Origin of the sequence: Actinoplanes xinjiangensis (genome assembly GCF_003148685.1) — a bacterium.
Classification (GTDB): domain Bacteria; phylum Actinomycetota; class Actinomycetes; order Mycobacteriales; family Micromonosporaceae; genus Actinoplanes; species Actinoplanes xinjiangensis.
In genome coordinates this window covers 86839-107492 of sequence record NZ_QGGR01000025.1, presented here as the reverse complement: position 1 = coordinate 107492, position 20654 = coordinate 86839, and the positions used below count along the sequence as shown (strand labels likewise).

Annotated in this window: 12 protein-coding genes; 1 reads left to right on the top strand and 11 read right to left on the bottom strand. The window is 70.2% G+C overall.

Annotated elements, in window-relative coordinates; translation table 11 throughout:
- The first annotated feature begins 14 nt into the window (after positions 1 to 14).
- A complete protein-coding gene (locus BC793_RS37830) occupies positions 15 to 6203 on the top strand; it encodes a S8 family serine peptidase (protein ID WP_109601414.1) in 6189 nt (2062 codons plus the stop codon).
- 95 nt (positions 6204 to 6298) lie between these two features.
- Here BC793_RS37830 and BC793_RS37825 read toward each other — a convergent pair whose 3' ends face one another.
- The 11 genes from BC793_RS37825 to BC793_RS37775 all read right to left on the bottom strand — a co-directional run bounded on the left by BC793_RS37825 (position 6299) and on the right by BC793_RS37775 (position 20629).
- Positions 6299 to 9544: a DEAD/DEAH box helicase gene (locus tag BC793_RS37825; RefSeq protein ID WP_109601413.1), complete on the bottom strand. Its 3246-nt coding sequence runs from the start codon at positions 9542 to 9544 to the stop codon at positions 6299 to 6301.
- Positions 9545 to 9691: 147 nt separating this feature from the next.
- Positions 9692 to 10612 (bottom strand): alpha/beta hydrolase, encoded by a 921-nt coding sequence (locus BC793_RS37820; protein WP_109601412.1) that lies wholly within the window; start codon positions 10610 to 10612, stop codon positions 9692 to 9694.
- A gap of 1 nt (position 10613) precedes the next feature.
- Entirely contained in the window at positions 10614 to 11723 is a 1110-nt protein-coding gene (locus BC793_RS37815; protein ID WP_109601411.1) for an NAD(P)-dependent alcohol dehydrogenase, read from the bottom strand.
- A 27-nt stretch (positions 11724 to 11750) separates the two neighbouring features.
- A complete protein-coding gene (locus BC793_RS37810) occupies positions 11751 to 13229 on the bottom strand; it encodes an aldehyde dehydrogenase family protein (protein WP_109601410.1) in 1479 nt (492 codons plus the stop codon).
- An 84-nt stretch (positions 13230 to 13313) separates the two neighbouring features.
- The gene (locus BC793_RS37805) at positions 13314 to 15650 is read right to left on the bottom strand and encodes an ATP-binding protein (protein WP_109601409.1); all 2337 of its coding nucleotides are present in this window, start codon (positions 15648 to 15650) and stop codon (positions 13314 to 13316) included.
- Positions 15651 to 15737: 87 nt separating this feature from the next.
- Positions 15738 to 15986, bottom strand: coding sequence for a hypothetical protein (locus BC793_RS37800; protein ID WP_109601452.1), 249 nt, complete (start codon positions 15984 to 15986; stop codon positions 15738 to 15740).
- Entirely contained in the window at positions 15983 to 17176 is a 1194-nt protein-coding gene (locus BC793_RS37795; protein WP_109601408.1) for a WXG100 family type VII secretion target, read from the bottom strand. The genes BC793_RS37800 and BC793_RS37795 overlap by 4 nt, the downstream gene beginning before the upstream one ends.
- The gene (locus tag BC793_RS37790; RefSeq protein ID WP_109601407.1) at positions 17173 to 17499 is read right to left on the bottom strand and encodes a type VII secretion target; all 327 of its coding nucleotides are present in this window, start codon (positions 17497 to 17499) and stop codon (positions 17173 to 17175) included. Before BC793_RS37790 ends, BC793_RS37795 begins: the two co-directional genes overlap by 4 nt.
- Complete coding sequence (locus BC793_RS37785; RefSeq protein WP_109601406.1) at positions 17496 to 17909, bottom strand: YbaB/EbfC family nucleoid-associated protein; 414 nt, start codon at positions 17907 to 17909, stop codon at positions 17496 to 17498. The genes BC793_RS37790 and BC793_RS37785 overlap by 4 nt, the downstream gene beginning before the upstream one ends.
- A 187-nt stretch (positions 17910 to 18096) precedes the next feature.
- Positions 18097 to 19566 carry an AAA family ATPase gene (locus tag BC793_RS37780; RefSeq protein ID WP_109601405.1) on the bottom strand — a complete coding sequence of 490 codons (1470 nt, stop codon included), beginning with the start codon at positions 19564 to 19566 and terminating at the stop codon, positions 18097 to 18099.
- A 49-nt stretch (positions 19567 to 19615) separates the two neighbouring features.
- A complete protein-coding gene (locus BC793_RS37775; RefSeq protein ID WP_239170503.1) occupies positions 19616 to 20629 on the bottom strand; it encodes a LacI family DNA-binding transcriptional regulator in 1014 nt (337 codons plus the stop codon).
- Between the last annotated feature and the right edge of the window lie 25 nt (positions 20630 to 20654).

Below are 20654 nucleotides of genomic sequence, written 5' to 3'. Positions count from 1 at the left end.
GCGGAAGAGACCCCATGAGACTCACAGCCCTCGCGGCGACGCTGGCCGCAGTGGTCGGCCTGAGCATGCTCCAGCCACTTCCGGCGTCCGCGGCGGAGCCGGATCCCGGTACAGCCGCCGGCAAGATCGAACCGACCCTGAAGGACCGCTTCCGTACGCAGCCGTCCGCCGACTTCTGGATCACCTTCGAGACCGGGGCCGACCTCGGGCCGGCGAAGAAGATCGCCGACTGGACCGCTCGTGGCCGGTTCGTCTACGACGCGCTGACCGCGGCGGCGAAGGACTCCACGGCATCGGTCTCCACCGAACTCGACCGGGCCGGCGTCAAGTACACCTCCTACCCGATCGCCAACGCCGTGCTGGTCAAGGGCGGCACCGAGAAGCTCGCCCTCGACGTGGCGTCGCGGGTGCAGGTCGCCGAGATCCACGCGGCGCCGCAGGTGGCGCTCGTCGAGCCCGTGGACGAGAAGATCCCCGCCGAGCGGTCGGCCCGGCCGGCCGCTCCGAAGGCCACCGGTGAGGACGGCACCGTCACGTGGGGTCTGGAGGCCATCCGGGCCCCGCAGTCGTGGGCGATGGGCGCCACCGGCGCCGGCATCACCGTGTCCAACCTCGACTCGGGCGTGCAGTTCGACCACCCCGCCCTGGTGCGCCAGTACCGCGGCACGAAACCCGACGGCACCGTCGACCACAACTACAACTGGATGGCCACCCGCAGTTCGTGCGCGGGCGTGCCCTGCGACGACAACGGGCACGGCACGCACACCATGGGCACCATGGTCGGCGCGGACGGCACCGACCACGTCGGTGTCGCACCGGACGCGCGGTGGATCGCGACGGACGGCTGCTGCCAGGACAGCGGCGTCGAGTCGCTGCTGCGGTCCGGCTGGTGGCTGCTGGCACCGACCGACGTCCGGGGCGACAACCCCGATCCGTCCAAGCGCCCGCACGTCATCAACAACTCGTGGGGGCAGGACCTCGAACACAACTTCGACGACTTCTTCCGGGCCATCGACGAGGCCTGGACCGCCGCGGGCATCTTCAGCGTCTGGTCGTCGGGGAACACCGCGCCGTACGCGGCCTGCGACACCGTCTCCTCGCCCGGCTCCGCCGCGAGCGCCTACTCCGTCGGCGCCCACTCGCCGGACGGCACGCTCGCGTCGTTCTCCCGCAAGGGCGAGGGCGAAGGCGGCCGGATCAAGCCCGAGATCGCCGCCCCTGGCAACGGCGTCCGCTCGGCCTATCCGAACGACAGTTATGTCGAGATGTCCGGTACGTCGATGGCGGCGCCGCACGTGGCCGGCGCTGTCGCGGCGCTCTGGAGCTACGACCCGACCCTGATCGGGCAGGTCGACGAGACCCGCCGCCTGCTCGGCGAGTCGGCCGTCGACGTCGACGACACCGAGTGCGGCGGCACCGCCGAGGTCAACAACAAGTACGGCGAGGGCCGGCTCGACCTCGTCCGCCTGCTGGAGCTCGCGCCCCGCAAGGGCGGCACCCTCACCGGTGTCGTCACCGCCGGCGGCACCCCGGTGCCCGCCGCCGACGTGACGATCAGCGGGCCGTTCAGCCGGTCGATCGGAACCGGCGAGGACGGCCGGTTCACCACGAACCTCCCGGCCGGCGACTACCGGCTCAGCATCAAGGCCTTCGGCTACCTGACCGCGACCGCCGACGTCACGGTCACCCTCGGCCAGGACACCTCCGTCAAGCTGCCGCTCACCGCCGCCGCCCGGCACGACATCGGCGGCCGAGTCGTCGACGACAGGAAGCGGCCCGTCGCGAACGCCGACGTCTCGGTCAAGGGCACGCCGTTGAAGCCGGTACGCACGGACGCCGACGGCACGTTCACGATCACCGCCGTCCCCGAGGGCGCGTACCACCTGGCCGTCGAGCCCAACGCCTGCTTCTCGCCCACGACGGTCCCGCTGACCGTCGGCGCGCAGAACGAGTCGTCGGAGATCCCGGTCGGGCTCGTCGTCGACAAGGGCGGCTACAGCTGCGCCGTCACCGAGGGCGAGTACCTGCGCGGCACCGAACCGGTCACCTTCGACAGCGGCGTGTGGGCCACGGTGAAGCTGCCGTTCCCGATCGCCCTCTACAACGGCAGCCACGACACCCTCGGCATCGGCCTGCGCGGCGTCATCGCCCCGGACGGCAGCACCGGGCCCGGCTACGGCGGTGCGGGCATCTTCCCGTTCTACGTCCAGACCCCCGTCGAGTTCGCCCCCGGCGGCGGTGTCTTCACGGCGGCCACCAAGGTCGACGGGGAGGACGCGTTCATCATCGAGTACCGCAACGCCAAGCTCTGGGCCTATCCGACCCGGTCGGAGTACACGGCGCCGGTCGACTTCTCGGCCACGCTCACCCGCTCGGGAAGCATCATCTTCGGGTACGGCGACGGCGTCGGAGCCGACGACCCGGTGACCGCCGGCGCGCACGCCGTCACGGGCATCCAGGGCTGGGCCGGCGTCGACGGGATCCGGTTCTCCGACAGCGCCCCGGTGCTGCGCGACGGCATGATCGTCGCCTACGACATGCCCGACTTCGGATACCTCGACGCGACCGTCGTGGACCGGAACGACGGGCTGCCGGTGGCCGGTGCGAAGGTCTCCTTCAGCACCGGGAACGGGCTCGTGGAGACCGTCACCACCAACGGAACGGGCATCGTGCACCGCCAGCTTCCGGTCGGCCGTTACACCATGACGGTCGAGACACCGAACTACACGACCGCGGCGTACCCGTTCTCGCTGGACGAGCTCTACGCGAAGGCCACCATCGACGCACGCCTGACCACCGGTGCCGCCGGCCTGAAAGCCGACGGCCTCGAGGCGCTGCTGGGTACCGGCCAGAACGGCATGGGCTCGCTCACGCTGACCAACAACGGATCCGCACCCCTCACCTACCACCTGGGCGAAGCCGCGCGGCACCCCGAACTCGACGCCGCCGGCGCCACCGCGCGCACCGGCACGGGCGCGGCGAGCACGATCGACGTCGCCGCATGGAGGGCCGGTGCGAGCGGCATGAAGCCGTCGAACGCCGACGGCAGACGTGCCACGTCGAGTGCCGCGGAAGCGCAGGCCGCCGCCGAGGTCGGCGCGACCGCCGGCGGCGACGTCGTCACCCGGATCCCCCTCCCCGGCACGACGGCGGAGAAGGAGCCCTCCGGCATCGGGTACGACGGCGATGTCTGGGTCCACGACTACAACGCGCGCACCAACACCGCCTACACGGTGGCGGGTAAACGGACCCCGAAGGTCTTCGACGCGTCGTGGAACCCCGCGTACCGGGCGTTCGACATGGCCCTGGACACCAGGACCGGTGACATGTGCCAGATGGAGGACAGCCCGGCCAGCTACATCCACTGCTTCGACACCGATACCGGGAAGAAGACGAGGCAGATCAAGGGGGACTGGTCCACGCTGCAGCTGACCGGTCTCGCCTACAACCCGGCACGGGACGTCTTCTACGTCGGCGGCCGCAGGAACGGCATGATCGGGACCGTCGCCGGTACGTCGCACGACAACCCGGGCACGCTGCTGTCCTTCTGCGCCCCGCCGCTGCCCGAGGTGATGGGCCTGGCCTACAACCAGGCGTCGGACACGATCTGGTACACCGACCTGACCTCGAACCGGCCCACCCGCCTGTTGCAGGTCGACCCCGGCGACTGCTCGCTGGTGAACGCGTGGTGGTTCCCGGGCCGGAAGGCGGGCCAGGGCGGCGGCCTGGAGACCGACGCCACCGGGGCGCTGTGGGCGGCCGACCAGATCGCCGACGACGTCGTGCTCGTCGACGTCGAGGACGACCTGCTCACCGACCTGCCGTGGCTGTCGCTCTCCTCGGCCGGCGGCACCCTCGCCCCCGGTCAGTCGGCGACCGTCGCGGTCACGATCTCCTCGAAGGGCGCCGAGCCCGGAGTGCGGGGCGCGAACATCGTGGTCCGGTCCGACTCCGGACGTCAATCCAAGAGCTACGTCCCGGTGACGCTCACGACCACGAAGTACCAGGTCGGCTTGAACGCCGGCGGCGCGAAGCTCACCGACGGCTCTGGCTACACCTGGTCGGCTGATCAGGCCGCCGGCAAGAAGTCGTGGGGCTACGAGGGCAGGACGAAGGCCGCCTCCACGAGGGCCGCGATCGCCGGTACGACGGACGACGCCCTGTTCCAGTCGCAGCGCACCACGGCGGACAAGCAGTTGTTCTACCGCTTCCCGGACGCGCCGAAGGGCACCTACACGATCGACCTCGGGTTCGCCGAGATCGACAAGGCGGCCAAGGGCAAGCGGGTGTTCGACGTCCTCGTGGACGGGGCGCTGACGGACTACGCGTACGACCCGGCCGCGGCCGTGGGGCCGAACGCCGCCGACTGGCGTAAGGCCGTCGTGCAGCACGGGGGCGGTCCGCTGACCGTGGAGCTGCGGGGCTCGAAGGGTTTGAAGACCCCGAGCATCGCCGCGCTGCGGGTGACGCTCGACCCGCGCGCTGACGAGGCGGAGCCGGAGCCACAGCCGGAGCAGCCGGACCCGGGCCCGGTTCCGGTGGCCCCCGCCGGTCGCTCGTACACGATGAAGGTGACCGAGGGGTTCTATCGCCAGGGGACGCAGGAGTCCGGCTGGCACGGTGACGACCTCTGTGGCCCGCTGTGGTTCAACGCCGACTATCTCCAGCCGTTCTACGACGGCGCCTGGGACGGCGTGTGCGTGACGACGAACGGCACGCTGGCCTTCGACCGTGCCAGCACGTCGGGGAGCAACACGGCGCTCCCGTCCCCGAACCCGATCGACGCGGTCTACCCGTTCTGGGACGACCTCGTCGTCGACGACGAGGCGGGCATCCACTTCGGCACCACCGAGGTGGACGGGGTGGCGGCGCAGGTCGTCGAATGGCGCAACGCCGCCTTCTACAGCGACCGGACGGCTCGTGTCAGCTTCTCGGTCACGCTGATCGCCGACGGGCGGATCCAGATCGGCTACGGCGACGGCGTCGGCGGCGACAACCCGCTCACCCGGGGTTCGTCGGCGACGGTCGGTGTGGAGAGCCTGAACCGCAACCCCGCGGGCCAGTACTCCGTCGACCAGCCCGTCCTGAAGGCCGGCCTGGGCCTGGAGTACAGCCTCCCGGCCGCCGGCACGATCGAGGGCACGGTCACCGACCGCAACGACGGCAAGCCGATCGAGGGCGCGATCGTCACGATCAAGGGGCCCGCGGGGGAGCGGGTCATCACCGCCGACGTCAAGGGCCGGTGGAAGGCCCAGGCACTGGTCGGCGAGAACACCGTGCAGGTCGAGGCACCGAACTACGTCACCGTCGGCCGCCCGGTGACCATCGCCGGGAAGGATCAGGCCGAGGTGGCGGACACGGCGCTGACCACGGGCATCGCCACCGTCACCGGAGGGGACCTCGACTGGCTCCTCGACAAGGAGCGGAGGGCGACGGCCGACGTGACCGTCACCAACAGCGGCTCCGCACCGCTCGCGGTACGGATCAGTGAGCAGAGACGCGCCGACGACGGCGGGCACGAGGCCGCCGACCTTCCGTGGCTGACCCTCATCGGCCCGGCCGCGACCGGCACGGTCACGCTCGCGGCCGGCGCCTCCACCACGGTCACGGTGACGGCCGACAACGCCGGCATCAAGCCCGGGGTGCTCGTCGGGGACGTGCTCGTGGCGTCCAACGCGGGCAAGGGCGAGACCCGGCTCAAGCCGGTCCGCCTGGCGACGTCGGCCTACGTCAAGGGCGTCGACGCCGGCGGATCGGGATACGTAGGTGCCGGCGGCGTCTCCTGGTCGCCTGACCAGGCGCTCGGCTCGCGGTCATGGGGCCACGTCGGCGGCAGGGTGCGTACCACCAGGGCCGACATCGCCGGCACCGGCGACGACGCGCTGTTCCGCACGCAGCGGACCGGCGAGACGTTCAGCTATGTGTTCAGGAACGCCCCGGCCGGGACGTACCGGATCGGCCTCGACTTCGCGGAGATCGAGAAGGTCAAGGCCGGCAAGCGTGCCTTCGATGTGCTCGCCGACGGCAAGGTCGTGCTCCACGACCATGACGTGCAGGCGAAGGTGGGTGCGCTGACCGCGGACACGAACATGGTCACCGTCGAGCACACCGGTGGGGATCTGACGATCGTGTTCAACCGTGAGAAGGGCGAGGGTGACCCGATCCTCAACGCCCTGAAGGTCCAGGAGGATCCGCGCCTCTGAGTTCGGCCCCCCGATGGAAAGGGCCTCCCCGGTGACGTCACCGGGGAGGCCCTGACCGCAGGTAACGCCCGTGTTCGGGATATGGCCCTGGACGTCTAAACGAGGAGCTCACGGATGTCGGCGGCCGTGAGCCCGGCGGAGGAGAATTCCCCGCCGTCCATCACTCCGGCGAACAGTTCGGCTTTGCGGGTCTGCAACGCCATCACCTTCTCCTCGATGGTGTCGCGTGCCACCAGGCGATAGACCATCACGTTGCGGGTCTGCCCGATGCGGTGTACCCGGTCCACGGCCTGGGCCTCCGTCGCGGGGTTCCACCACGGGTCGAGGAGGATGCAGTAGTCCGCCTCGGTCAGATTCAGGCCGAACCCGCCGGCCTTCAGGCTGATCAGGAACACCGGTGCGGTGCCCGTCTTGAACTCCTCGACCACCCGCCTGCGGTCGCGGGTGGTGCCGTCCAGGTACGCGCAGGTGATGCCTGCCTGCTCCAACCGGTCGCGAGCGCTGCCGAGGAATCGGGTGAACTGGCTGAACACCAGGGTGCGGTGCCCCTCCGCGGCGATGTCGGTGAGTTGCTCCACCAGGAGATCGAGCTTGGTGGAGGAGACCGCACGGTGCTGTTCGTCGACCAACGCCACGTCCAGGCTGGCCTGCCGCAGCAGCGTCAGCGAGCGGAAGATCTCGAAACGGTTCTTCTCCAGGTCGCCCAGCAGGCCCAGCACCTTCTGGCGCTCCCGCTGCAGGTAACGTTGATAGACCTTGCGATGCCCGGGCGCCAGATCGACTTCCACCACCTGTTCCTGCTTGGCCGGCAGATCGGCGGCCACCTCGCTCTTGCGGCGGCGCAGCACCAGTGGACGGATCCGGCGGCGCAACTGAGCCAGCCGGTCCTGATCACGGTCGCGTTCGATCGGGTGACGGTAGTACTCGGTGAACCGATCGAGGCGGGGGAACAGGCCAGGGGCCGCGATCGAGCAGAGTGCCCACAGTTCGGCCAGGTTGTTCTCCATCGGCGTACCGGTGATGGCGATCTTGAAGGGCGCCGGAAGGCGGCGGGCACATTTATACGCCTGTGACTGCGGGTTCTTCACGAACTGCGCTTCGTCGAGTACGAGTCCGGCCCAGTCCAGCAGCGCGTAGTCGTCGTACTCCAGGCGGAAGAGCGTGTACGACGTGACCACGACGTCGGCCTGTCCGATCGCCTCCGCCAGACCGGAACCTCTCCGGGTCGCGGTCGAGGTGATCGCCACGACTTCGAGGTCCGGGGCGAAGCGGGCCGCCTCGGCCACCCAGTTGTGCACGACACTGGCCGGCGCCACGACCAGGAAGCGACCGTGTTTGCGGGCATGGCACAGCAGAGCGAGCGCCTGCAGCGTCTTACCGAGGCCCATGTCGTCGGCGAGGATCCCGCCCAGGCCGTTGTCGTGCAGCGCGGCCAGCCAGCGGAAACCCTCCTGCTGGTACGGGCGCAGCTCGGCGTTCACCTCGGCGGGCACCGGCTGGTCCAGGAGCACGCCGGTCCGGCTCAAGGTGGCCACCGCACGTTGCCAATCCGCGGCTTGACCGGCCAGCTCTCCTAACTCGCCCAGTTCGTCCCAGACGCCGGCCTGGAACCGGCCGACCCGCAGTACACCCGGAGGACTGTCGGTGAGTTCGCGGGATTCGGCGATCAGCTCGCGTAACTGCCGGAACTCGGGCCGGTCCAGGCCGAAGTAGACGCCGGCGGGCAGGATCAGGAACTCCTGTTCCCGGGCGAGCGCGACGAAGAGCGCCTCGAAGTCGACCTGCTCGCCGCCGACCTCGACGCGAACCGACAGGTCGAACCAGTCCCATTCGCCGGGTTGCGAGGCATCGGTGAACGTGATCACCGGCGCCGCTTCGCTCTCCTGGAGGTCCCAGTCGTCCGGCTTCACCACCGCGACGCCGAGGCCGGTCAGCTCGGGGCACACCGTACTGAGAAAATGAATCATCGCGTCGCCGACCAGCACTGATTCAGCCGCCAGGCGGGGACCCTGCGGGCCAGGTTCCAGCAGACCGGGCAGGCGTGGCCCGACAAGATCGGCCACTCGTCGTACGAGGTCAGCCTGCTCGTTGAGCAGATTCGGTGACCAGAGCGGCTCGCCGTGCCGCCCGTCGCCCACCTCGACCACCCACTCCCAGCACAGCCGCAGATCCTGCGCCTGTTCGGCGCTCAACGTCACGGTCAGGACCGGAGCACCCACTGGCGGCAGGCTCACGGTCGGCCCGACCGGCACGACCTCGATCTGCCGGACCAGGCCGGGGTAGAACTCGGCGAAGAATCTCTTCTGCTGCTCGCCGGGAATCCGGATGGCCGGGGCCGCCAGAGCCTTCCGGGCCGCACGGGGCAACGGGCCGGCGAGCGGAGCCAGACGCAGGACCCGTTCAGCCGACTCCACCGCGCCACGTCTGCGCCACGAGGCGATGCCGTGCGCCGGCTCACCGACGAAAAGGGTGCTCTCCAGGTCGACCGGTGTTCCGTCGATCTGGAGCACGGATTGCAGTGACAGGTCACCATCCAAATCGTCTACCTGCATCGACACCTGCGCCGGGCGGTTCGCCACGACCACCGGCCGGGCGTTCCTGCCGTGCTCCATCAGCGGTAAGCCGGATTCCTGCGCCTCCGCCAACAGGTCCCAGATCCTTCGGCTGCTGAACTCGTCGAGGTAGATGTTCGCGCCGGCACCGCTGTAGTGGTGAGCGGGGGAGCCGGACAGTGTGGCGATCTCGGTGAGCAGCCGGCGGTGATGTTCCAGATGCGATGATCGCCCCCCGGCGTAGCCGAGCGAGTGCCAGCTGATTCCGGTCCGCACCCAGCCCTTACGTCCCGGTAGAACGGGGCGCATCGAGATGCGCTGCCCTGTCCTGCGTACCCGTGGAAGGTAGGCGTCCACCAGTTCGAACTGCAGGCCGATTCCGGGCTCCGAGGACTGCGGGAGCGGCGGTGTCCTGGCCAGGTCGCGCAGCCGTGCCGACAGCTGGGACTCCCATCGGCCGGCCTTCGGGCGGCGCTGCGCCGGTACCGGTGCCGGCATGCTCGGGGCCTGCTCGTCGTCCTGTTGGACGGCGAGCATCAGCGCAATCAGATGGACACAGTCAGCGTCGGGACAGGTGCAGAAGCCGTCCAGGGTCGGCTCCGGGTTGAAGACGACCTCGCCGGTCACCACCCCGCCGGCCCGGACCTTACCGACCGCAGGGCCGGCCGCGCCGATCATCGGCCTGAGGATCTCTCCCTCGGCCAGCGCTGCTCGTGCCTGGAGGAAGGCGCGAACCCCGACCAACTCGCAGAGAACCGCCTCGTCCGGAGTCAGGAACAGCTTCGCCATCGTCGCCTTTCGCCCAAGCCCGAGGCAACTCTAGGCGCAGGGGAAAAGCGACGCACACCATGTACCCGGCACGAGTGACGTCGACCGAACCACCCCCCGGCGACACGACCGGAGCCGGCCCAGGCGGGGCCGGCTCCGAAACCGTGGCTAACGCGGGAACAGCCGATCCAGGCCGTCCACCACGTAGTCGATGCCTTCGGCGCTGCCCGGCAGGATGTTGACCATCTGGAAGAAGGTGTGCATCTGCCGTTCGAAGCGGCGCGCCCGCACCGGGACCCCGGCCGCCTCCAGACGCGCCGCGAACTCCTCGCCCTCGTCGCGCAGCGGGTCGAATTCCGCGGTCAGCAACACCGTCGGCGGCAGCCCGGCGAGAGTCTCGGCACCGCCCGGTGAGGCGTCCCGCTCGGCTCGCCGCTCCACGGGGATGTAGTGGTCGAGGAACCAGCGCATGCTGTCGGAGTTGAGCAGCAGTTGGCACTCCGGCTCGTGGTACGAGGGGTACTCGCTGTCCAGCCGGGTCGCCGGGTAGACGAGTACCTGAGCGTCGAGGTGCGGCCCGCCGGCGTCGCGGGCTCGCAGGGCGCAGACGGCCGCGAGATTGCCGCCGGCACTGTCGCCCGCGATCACCAGCGGGGCCCCGTCCGAGGCCAGCTCGGCGCGGTGCCGATCAGTCCAGGCGAGCGCGGCCCAGGCGTCCTCGACGGGGGTGGGGTAGGGGTGCTCCGGCGCCTTGCGGTAGCCGGCCAGCACGGTCGTCATCCCGGTCCGGGCGGCCAGGATCCGCCCGAGGGTGTCGTACTCCTCGATCGATCCGATCACCCACCCGCCACCGTGCAGGTAGAGCAGTACGCCGCGAGGGGAGAACGGCCGGAGAACCCGAAGCTCGATGGTGCCGCCGGTGACGGCGAGCTTGACGTCCTCGACGGAGTCCGGTTCCGGGCCCTGCCCGTACAGCGGCTGCAATGCCCCGGTGGCGACCCGCGCCGTGGGCGGATCGAGCTCGTGCACGGGCGGGCCGGCCTGGGCCATCGCGGCGAGGAAGGCCGCGGTCGCGTCGTCGACGGGCATCTCAGGTATCCATTCTGATCACTGGCTTGACGGTCCGGCCGCTGTGCATGTCCTTCGCCGCCGCGTCCAGTTCGGACAGGGCGTAGTGCCGGATGAGCTTCTCCAGCGGCAGCCGACCGGTCCGGTGCAGTTCCACGAGCTGGGGGATCAGCGTCTCGGGCTCGGCGTCACCGAGGGTGACGCCGACGATCCGCTTGCCCGGCAGCAGGTTCTGCACCTCGAAGGCGACCTCGGTGCCGGCCGGCGGGGCGCCGACGACCGCGCAGGTGCCGCGAATCCCGAGCGTGTCGATCGCGGTACGCACCACGGAGGGCACCGCGGTGGTGTCGATGGCGTAGTCGAGTCCCCGTCCCCGGGTGGCCTCGGCGATCACCGCGACCGGGTCCTCGGTCCGGCTGTCGATCGTGTGCGTGGCCCCGAACTCGCGGGCCAGGTCCAGCCGTGCCGGGACCCGGTCGACGGCGACCACCGCGCCCAGCGGCAGTCCGGCCGCCGCCAGCACCGCGGCCAGCCCCACGGCGCCCGCCCCGAACACCGCCAGGGTGCTGCCCGGTTCCGGCGCCAGGACGTTCCACACCGTGCCGAAGCCGGTCTGCACCCCGCAGCCGAGCGGGGCCAGGACGTCCAGCGGCGCGTCCGCGGCCACCTTGACCAGGCTGCGCTCGTCGGCGATGGCGTGGTCGGCGAACGACGACTGGCCGAAGAACCGGCCGCCGATCGGCTTCCCGGCACGGGTGATGGTCGGCTCGCCGTCGGAGCGCCGGCCGAGGATGAGGTTCTGCGGCACCCAGGTGTCGCAGTAGGCGGGGTGCCCGCCCCGGCAGGACGGGCAGGTCCCGCATGAGGTGAAGCTCAGCAGCACCTGGTCGCCGGGCGCGACCCGGGTGACGGCGGCGCCGGTCTCGACGACCACCCCGGCGCCCTCGTGACCGAGCACGCCGGGCAGGGCGAACGGGATGCCGCCCGCCTGCACGCCCAGATCGGTGTGGCACAGTCCGGCCGCGACGATGCGTACCAGGACCTCGTCCGGCCGGAGGTCGGCAAGCTCGACCTCCGCGACGGTGAAGGGGGCACCCGGGCCCTCGACCACCGCTGCCTTCGTCTTGAACATGGGTGATGTCCTTTCCACGTGACCGCGTCACGCCAGGTTGACGACGACCGATTTGGTGCGCAGGTAGGCGTTCAGGCCCTCGGGGCCGTTCTCCCGGCCGTAGCCGGAGGCACCGGTCCCGCCGAAGGGCATCGCCGGGTCGAGCAGTGCCCAGCCGTTCACCCAGACGATGCCGGCGTTCAGCGCCGCGGCGACGCGATGGGCCCGGCTGACATCGCGGGTCTGCAGCCCGGCCGACAGCCCGTACCGGGTGCCGTTGGCCAGGCGGATCGCCTCCTCCTCGCTGTCGAACGGCTGGACCGTCACGACCGGGCCGAAGACCTCCTCCTGGACGAGCGGCGAGTCCTGCGCCACGTGCGGCAGGACGGCCGGCCGGATGAAGAAACCGGGGCCGTCCGGGCGCTGCCCGCCGATAACCTGGGCGCCGGAGGACGCCGCCTCGTCGAGGAACGAGACGACCTTGGCGAGATGGAGCGGGCCCGCCATCGGCCCGACGACCACGCCCTCGGCGAACGGGTCACCGACCGGGACATGGGCCGCGGCGGCGCCGAGGGCCTCGACCACCTCCTGGTAGACCGGCCGCTGCACCAGCACGCGGCTGCCGGACATGCAGAACTGGCCGGTGTTGAAGACGAACGCGCCGACGGCGGTCTCGATCGCGGCACTCAGATCGGCATCGGCGAAGATGATGTTCGCGCCCTTGCCCCCGAGTTCCACCGTGACCTGCTTCAGCGTCGCCGCGGCCTGTGCCGCCACCCGCGCACCGACCGCCGACGAGCCGGTGAAAGCGATCTTGTCGACGCCCGGGTGGGCGACCAGCGCCGCGCCGGCCGGCCCGTCCCCGGTGATCAGGTTGTAGACGCCGTCGGGAAGGCCGGCCTCGGCCAGCAACTCGGCGAAGAGCAGCGCGCTCAACGGTGTCTCCGGCGCGGGCTTGTGCACCACGGTGTTGCCGGCCGCCAGTGCGGGCGCGAGCTTGGTCGCCGACAGAATGGCCGGGAAGTTGAACGGCGTGATTGCGGCGACGACGCCGATCGGCTCGCGCCGGGTGTAGGCGAACGACGGCGCCGCGGTGGCCCGGGTGGCGCCCTCCAGCCCGGCCATCAGACCGGCGTAGTACTCGAACGTGTCGATCACGGTCGGGATGTCGACCGTGGTGGTGAACGCCAGCGGCTTGCCGACGTCCAGCGACTCCAGCCGGGCGAACTCGGTCGCCCGGGCCCGCAGCAGGTCGGCGACCCGCCACAGTTTGCGGCCCCGTTCGCGCGGCGTCATCCGCGCCCAGGGCCCGTCGTCGAACGCCTTACGGGCGGCCGTGACCGCCCGGTCGACGTCGACCGGGCCGGCGACCGCGACCCGGGTGAGTTCCACGCCCGTGGCCGGGTCCAGGATCGGCGCCGTACGGCCGTCGGCGGCCGGCAGCCACTGCCCGCCGATGTGCAGGCGCCCCGGGGGCAACGGGACGGCACGGCCGGACTCTGCAGCTCGGCCTTGGGTGACTGTCATCAGCTGGCCTCCTTGTCGAAATGCGACGGGTGGCGAGCGTCACATGTTCGAAACAAGGCGGGGAGGGTGGTTCCACCCCATCGGCTACCCGTTTCGGGCGACCCACACAGCGACCTGGGTACGGGTGGAGAAGCCCAGCTTCGCCAGGATCCGTTCGACGTGGCCGTCGACCGTACGCGGGGAGATCACCAGCCGGGCGGCGATCTCCCGGTTGCTGAGCCCGTCGGCCAGCAGCGGGACGATCTCCCGTTCCCGGCCGGTCAGCACGGACGGCTTGACGGCCGGCGGGGCAGCCGGCTCCGGGTCCAGGACCGCGCTGATCGCGTCGTCCACGCTGGTGAAGCGTGGCACCTTGCGAGCCGCCCGGAGCGCCGCCGGATCGAGCCGGGCCCGCAGCGAGGACTCGCAGGCGAGCCGGTGCTCCTGCAACGGCGGCCCGAACGCGGTCAGGCGGGTGCCGATCGACTCCCACACCGCGTCGGCCACCGACAGGTACCGGGCCGACGTGGCGAGCTCGCCCCTGGTGTCGGCGATCCACGCCGCGAGCTCGATCAGGAGTGCGACCCCGACGGCGTCGTGGAAGTCCCGGTGCCCGGCCAGGGCCTCGGCCACGATCTGTTCGGCGCGCCGGGCGTCACCGTGTCGCCAGGTGTCGAACCCCAGCACCCACATCGCGTACGAACGGCAGAGACGCTCGCCGGTCGCCTCGCTGAGCTCGATCGACTCCCGGCAGATCCGCTCCGCCCGCGCGCTGTCGCCCTGATGCGACGCGGTGATGGCCAGCTGGAAGAGCGTCCACAACAGCCCCTCGGTGTCGGAGATCCTCCGGAAGACGACCACGGCCTGTTCGTACGCGGCCTGCGCCTGCGGAAGACGGTTGCGAAACAGCAGTGACGTGCCGCGCAGCGCGCTCACGAATCCGGCGGCCCGGTCCGGCCCCGGCCGGTCGGCCAGTGACTCGCAATGGTCGATACGGGCGGCGGCCCGCTCGTGGTCGCCCTGCAGGAGGGTCACCCACGCGGCCACCCACAGCCCGTCCGCGAGCGCCCGCCGATCCTCGGGCGTCTCGGTGGTGGGTGCCGCCGCGAGGACCCGTTCGAGCCAGTCCCGTCCCTCGCTGAGGTAGCCGTCGGCGTACCACAGCTGTCGCAGGGCGGTCACCAGTTCGAGGGCACGCCGGCCGTCGGTGGGCTCGGCCAGCGCGTGGTCGAGGGCGGCGCGCAGGTTCGGGTACTCGGACCGCAGCCGCAGCAGCCCCTCACGCTGGCCGGGCGTGGCCCAGCCGGCCGCCACCTGCCGGGCCGTCGTCAGGTAGTGCTCGAGATGCCTCTCCCGGAGGTTCTCCAGCTCGCCGAGCTCGGCCAGGCGTTCCCGACCGTACTGCCGGATCGTCTCCAGCAGCCGGAACCGCACTGTGGTCCCGGTCGGCTCGGCCGCCACGACCGACTGGGCCACCAACTGGTCGAGCTCATCGAGCACGTCGTCGCGCGGCAGGCCGTCGCCGGAGCACACCGCCTCGGCCGCCCGCAGATCGAAGTTGCCCGCGAAGACCGACAGCCGCGCCCAGAGCAGCCGCTGGCGTGGCGAGCACAGCGAGTGGCTCCAGTCCATGACCGCGCGCAGGGTGTGCTGCCGGCTCCGGGTGCGCTGCCCGCTTCGGGTGACCGGGCCGGTGAGGACGTCGAGCCGGGCCTCCAGGCGCTCGGTCAGCTCCTGGAGGGAGAGGCTGCGCAGCCGGGTACAGGCCAGCTCGATGGCCAGCGGCAACCCGTCGAGCCGGACACACAGGCGCGCGGCCGCGGCCAGGTTGGCGTCGGTGAGCGCGAAGTCCGGCTGCGTGGCCCGCGCCCGGTCGGCGAGCAGCTGCATGGCGTCGACCGCGGCGAGGTCCGCCGCCCCGGGAAGCCGGGACATGTCCGGTACGGCCAGCGGCTGCACCGGATAGAGGTGTTCACCGGGGACGCCGAGCGTCCGGCGGCTGGTCGCCAGCACCCGCACCTGATCCGTGTGATCGAGGATCTCCTCGATCAGCGCCGAGCAGCCCTCGGCGACGTGTTCACAGTTGTCCAGGATCAGCAGCATCTGCCGGCCGGTGAGATGACCGATCAGCTTGCTCTCCGGAGTACCGATCGACCGGTCGATCACCGCCAGCCCGGTCACCACGGCCTGGGCGATCTGCCCGGTCTCACCGACGGCGGACAGGTCGACCATCCGGATGCCGTCGGGGAAGGCCCGGCCGAGTGTGCGGGTCAGCTCCACGGCCAGCCGGGTCTTGCCCACGCCGCCGACCCCGGTCAGTGTCACCAGGCGGCTCTCCGCGAGGCGTCGCCGGACGTTCTCCAGATCGGCCTGCCGGCCGACGAACCTGGTCGCCGGGACCGCAGGGCCGTGCTCGACGCCGCTGGGGGATCTGGACGTCATTGGTCACCGCTCCGATAATCCCGCACTCCGGAACGCGATCTTACTGCTACTGCGGGCTGCGATCGTGATGCACGCGGGGCGGGTGGGTCACTTCCTGGCCAGCACCGCACCTTCGCGAACGGAGTCAACGACGTCTACGTCGACGGCAACCGTGGTCTTGGACGCTGCGGCGTGCATTTCGATGGACCTCACCACCGCACGACCGGAAGGTGTGTCACCGTCCAGGACCGTGAGTTCATCGCCGACGCGTAGAGCGTCGCCCTCCAGTTGCCCGGTGACGAACAGCCAGGGGCGGCTCGACAAGCGGTGTACTCGCTCGACGGTGAGCCGGGTCATGCGCGGTTCCTCCTCCATGTCTCGACGAAGCCTTCCTCAGCCCCGTATGCCTCATCCTCCAACGGCCCGGTCATGGTCGTGATCCGGCCATCCTCGTGCTGACGGACATGCACACTTTCATGACCGAGAGTCCGCACCAACGTCTCCTCATCCTGGAACGCCGCAGGGCCCAGCTGGACGCCGAGCGAGTCGGTCCTGGCAACGGCACCCTGAAAATCCAGGTAGGCGATATCATCGGCGCTCTCGACGACTTCGACGGGCACTCCCCGAAAATCAACGCTGGCCATTTCGGCATAACGCTGGACGGTGTCCGCCGTTCGCGGTAGACCGACGTTCTGCTCAAGGACCTCACGATTCGACAATGCTCCGGACCGCGAGTACAAATTCACGCCGCGAGGTGCTGCCGAGTTCGCCGGGTCGCTGCGGCTGAGTCGTGCGAGTAGCTGCTTGAGGCGGTCGAGGATGCCGGCGAGTTCGCCGAGTTTGCCGTTCAGGCGGCGCAGGCTGCTGAACAAGGCCTGGATGAAATGCTGGATCCGATTGACCCACTTGGCGACCAGGGTGGCGACCTGAGCGGCCACCACCGGAGTAGCCAGACCGAGCGTGACCCCTGCTTCGGCCAGCCACTGCGGCAACCGCACCGCCAACGTCGCGACGAACTGGGCGATCAGATCACGCACGATCTCCCGGACCAGCCCGACCAGCAGACCAGCGCCTTCGACCGCGTACGAGAGCGCGCTCGTGACCGTCGCTATCCCGTCGACTGCGGCGAGTTGCTCGCCGGCATGAGTGCGGTAGGCGTCACCGGAGGCGCCGTACCAGTCAGCGGTCTGCATGCGAACCGCGGCAGCGTACTGCTGATGGGCTTCCGTCGCGGACGCAGCGACGTTACGCCAGGTCGCAGCATGCGCAGCGATCTCATCCGGCTTCCCGGCAAGCCAATCCAAGGCGTCCTTGAGCGGCTTGACATGCTCCATCAACCAGCCGACACCCCAGGCGAACAGCGACCCGAGCGGATCCACCGCCACCGTCAGGGCATCCAGGCTCCCGCCGACCCCGCCGAGCGTGGCATCAACCCAACTGTTGTTCCGGATACCGTCGCTGACCTGCCGAGCGTCTTCGACCAACCCCAGCCCGGTAGACCAGGTCGTCGAACTCTGTACCCGCGCGACCAGCGGATTGTCACTCACAACAGCGGCTCAGGCCCTCGGCCCGCCTCAGTCAATCCCCGCGCACTGTCGACGTCCGCGGCTTCGATCGTCGCGGCGGTGACACGGAGCTTGTGAGCCGTCTCCGACAAGGCGTCCACCGCACCGTTCAACACCTCGACAGCGCCGCCGAACAACGGCTCCAGCAAGCCCGGCAGGAACTGGCAGATCTCCCCGTACGCCTGCCGGTCCATGCCGACTTCACGCACCGCCGACCGGGCCACCGCCATCTGTTCAGCGACCTCGCCGACCGCGGTCGCATGCTGCCGCACCGCCTCTACAGGGAACCGCATCCCGGCGCTCATCGCTCGTCCGGCCTGTCCGGAACCGGAAAGCGGGTTTCGAAGGAACCGATCACCGCCCGGCCGGCCTCGCTGTCCGCACCCACCGTCGCCTGCACCTGCTCGGCCACCCGCGCCGCCAACACGGCCTGCGCACGCCGCATCACCGCGACGATCTCACGCGCCAACCGCGGGCCGGGCAACTCGTGCACCCGGTCGTCCAGATCGAGGGCCTCCACCTGGCCCGACGATCCGACGGTCACCCGGATCGCCCCGTCACGGCCTTCCGCCGAACCCGTCAATGCCGCCACCCGCCGCGACAACTCGACACTGCGCTCGGCCCGCGCATCAACCTGCGATACCCACGAATCCAGCCACTCCTCCGCAGCATCAAGATCTTCCACTGGAGTCCTACTTTCACCGAGGTCCAGCACACGCTATCGACACCACGCCAGGCAGAGAAGACGCGCGAGCCCGAGACCCGAGCTACCCGCCGCGACCACACGCTGGATACCGGCTCACCACACGAACCCCACCTGGCTCGCACCATGCATTATTCGATGGTGGTAAATATGATGATCAACCAGATGGTGGACCGTCCGGGACTCGAACCCGAACCATCTACGAATACAGGCGGTCGAGGTCGACGAGCAGGATTCGATCGTCTTCTGCGGCGGCCGCCGTCAGTTCCTCGGTGAACCCGGCTCCGCCGTAGAGGGCGAGCACCGTGCTGTCGGTGTCATAGCCCATCGGTCGCAGCAGGGCACGTGCTCTCACGAGCCGGTCGAGATGACGGTGGCCGATGACCTCACCCCACTTGGCCTCGCCCAGGGAGACGATGCGCCGGGGGCTGTTCGGATGCTGGGCGGCGAGAGCGACTACGTCGATCTCGATCTGTGTGCGGTTCGCCGGGTCGTTGACCGTGCCGGACCCGACCTCCGATGGCTGCTCGGGGAACGCCGCGTAGCCGGACTCCAGGGCGAATGCCCTGCACAGCGCCTCGAAGTGTGGACCGGCGACCTGGGTCAGGAAGGTCTGCCTGGTGGTCGTCCAGACCTGCTCGGCCCGGTGGATCTCCAGCTCCGCCCAGCGTTTGCGCATGACCGCCTCGTAGAACGTGATCAGCGGTTCCACGATCCGGTAGCGGGCTCGGGCCGGTCGGAACACGTCGGGTTCACGGGCGATCAGTGCGCAGTCCTCGAGGACGTTGAGCGGATGGGTGATGTGGTCGGACTTACGCCCGATGAAATTGGCGATCCCGCCGTTGGTGGTGTTGCCGGCGGCGATCGCCGCCAGCACCGAGTGGTACAGGGCCGGGTCGCGGATGGCGGACTCCTCCGCCAGCAGGTACCGCGCCTCCCGGAACAGAGGCGTCTGCGGATTGAGTGCGGTCCGGATCACCCAGGCGTCGAAGTCTTCGATCGTGGTCGGGCTGTCGCCCTGGGTGAACTCGTGGCGGTAGGCGGGTGTCCCGCCGACTACCGCGTGGACCAGGGCGGCGAGACGGGGGTCGGTGATGCCCCAGAATTCCGCGGCTTCCCGGTGGTGGAACGGTTGAACGACGAGTTCGAGGCCGGCCCGGCCGCGCAGCGGCGCCTGGCCGGCCAGGAGACCTCCCATGACCGACATCGCCGAGCCGCACAGCACCAGCCGGACCGAACTCGTTCGGCCACTGCCTCCTGGGCCCAGTTCGCGTTGGATGATCGACGGCAGCGCCGGGGAGACCTTGGACAGGAATGGGAACTCGTCGATGACGACGGCCGTCGGTTTGCCGCTGATGGCGCGGAACATGTGCGCTATCGCGTCGTTCCAGTCGCGGAACGGCGTCTCGACGAACTCACGCGTGTGCCGCGAGAGCGCCTCGGCGAACAGTCGGAGCGACTCCGCCTCGGTGGCCTCGGTGGCCGCGAAATACATGCCGCCGGTCGCCTCGGCAACTGCCTGTAGCAGGTAGCTCTTGCCTTGACGACGCCGGCCGCTCACCACCCCGAGTGAGGCGGCGCCCTGCGTTGCTTCCAGCGGCCTCGTCACGAAAGTGGCGAGACCGTTCCACTCGCGGGTCCGGCCGAAGATGTGGTGCGGCTTGTCCATTCGCGTGACCCTTCGAGGCGGACCAGTTACGGAAGTACAGTTCCCGGAACTATACTTCCGTAACCTGGCGCATGGGGCCGGTGGAGCCGCGTACGACCAGGTCGGTGCCCAGTTCGACGTGGCGGGCGTCCAAGGCGTGGCCCTTGAGCATGCGGACCAGCATGGTGACGGCCATCCGGCCCATTTCGGCCAGCGGCTGGTGGACGGTGGTCAGCATCGGCTCGGTGGCCTGGCCGATGTCGGCGTCGTCGAAACCGCCGATCGACAGATCCTGCGGCACCCGCAGTCCCCGCTCGCGGGCCGCCCGCAGCGCACCGACCGCAGTCTTGTCGTTGAAGCAGGCGAGCGCGGTCGGCCGTACCGGTTGATCGAGCAGTTCGGCGGCGGCGCGGTAGCCGTTGTCCATGCTCGGCTCGTTGACGAACCGGATCCGCTCCGGCGACGGCAGCACCCCGGCGTCGGCGAGCGCCGCCACGTACCCGGCCATCCGAGACGTGGTGACCAGCCACTCCTTCGGCCCGGCGATGATGCCGACCTGCCGGTGCCCCAGTTCCACGAGATGGGCCATGAGAAGCCGCGCCCCGGTCACGTGTGCGCTCGACACCGCCACGATGTCGCGCGGCGGACTGGTGCGCGGATCGAGGACGACGAACGGGAACGCCTGGTCGCGGAGCCGGGCCAGGTCCACCGGTGATTCCGGTGGCAGGATGAGGACCCCGCCCGCGAGTCCGGCGGTCCGGGGCAGGCCGGTCAGGACGCCGGGGCGCCGGGCGGCGGTGCCCGCGTTGACGACGGCGGTCATCCCGTGCAGCTCGACGGTCTCCACGATGGACGACACCATCGGGCCGAAATAGTCGTCGAGCAGGTACGGGCAGCGCACGAACACGCCTCCGGCCGGGGCGCGCCGGGGCAGCCCGTCATGACCGAGGCGGCCGGCCGCACGCAGCACCGACTCACGGGTCTGCGGTGCCACATTGGCCTGGTCGTTGAGGACGCGGGACACCGTGGCGATCGACAGGCCGGTGTCGGCGGCGATCTGCCGTACCGTCGCGCGCTTTTTCACAGGGGTTGCCGTCCGATCACTGCGT

Bases quoted from the DNA above. Each gene is read 5' to 3' on its own strand.
- BC793_RS37800 (WP_109601452.1), bottom strand. From the start codon at position 15,986: ATGACCCGGCTCACCGTCGAGCGAGTACACCGCTTGTCGAGCCGCCCC.
- BC793_RS37810 (WP_109601410.1), bottom strand. From the start codon at position 13,229: ATGACAGTCACCCAAGGCCGAGCTGCAGAGTCCGGCCGTGCCGTCCCG.
- BC793_RS37825 (WP_109601413.1), bottom strand. From the start codon at position 9,544: ATGGCGAAGCTGTTCCTGACTCCGGACGAGGCGGTTCTCTGCGAGTTG.
- BC793_RS37815 (WP_109601411.1), bottom strand. From the start codon at position 11,723: ATGTTCAAGACGAAGGCAGCGGTGGTCGAGGGCCCGGGTGCCCCCTTC.
- BC793_RS37780 (WP_109601405.1), bottom strand. From the start codon at position 19,566: ATGGACAAGCCGCACCACATCTTCGGCCGGACCCGCGAGTGGAACGGT.
- BC793_RS37805 (WP_109601409.1), bottom strand. From the start codon at position 15,650: ATGACGTCCAGATCCCCCAGCGGCGTCGAGCACGGCCCTGCGGTCCCG.
- BC793_RS37790 (WP_109601407.1), bottom strand. From the start codon at position 17,499: ATGAGCGCCGGGATGCGGTTCCCTGTAGAGGCGGTGCGGCAGCATGCG.
- BC793_RS37820 (WP_109601412.1), bottom strand. From the start codon at position 10,612: ATGCCCGTCGACGACGCGACCGCGGCCTTCCTCGCCGCGATGGCCCAG.
- BC793_RS37830 (WP_109601414.1), top strand. From the start codon at position 15: ATGAGACTCACAGCCCTCGCGGCGACGCTGGCCGCAGTGGTCGGCCTG.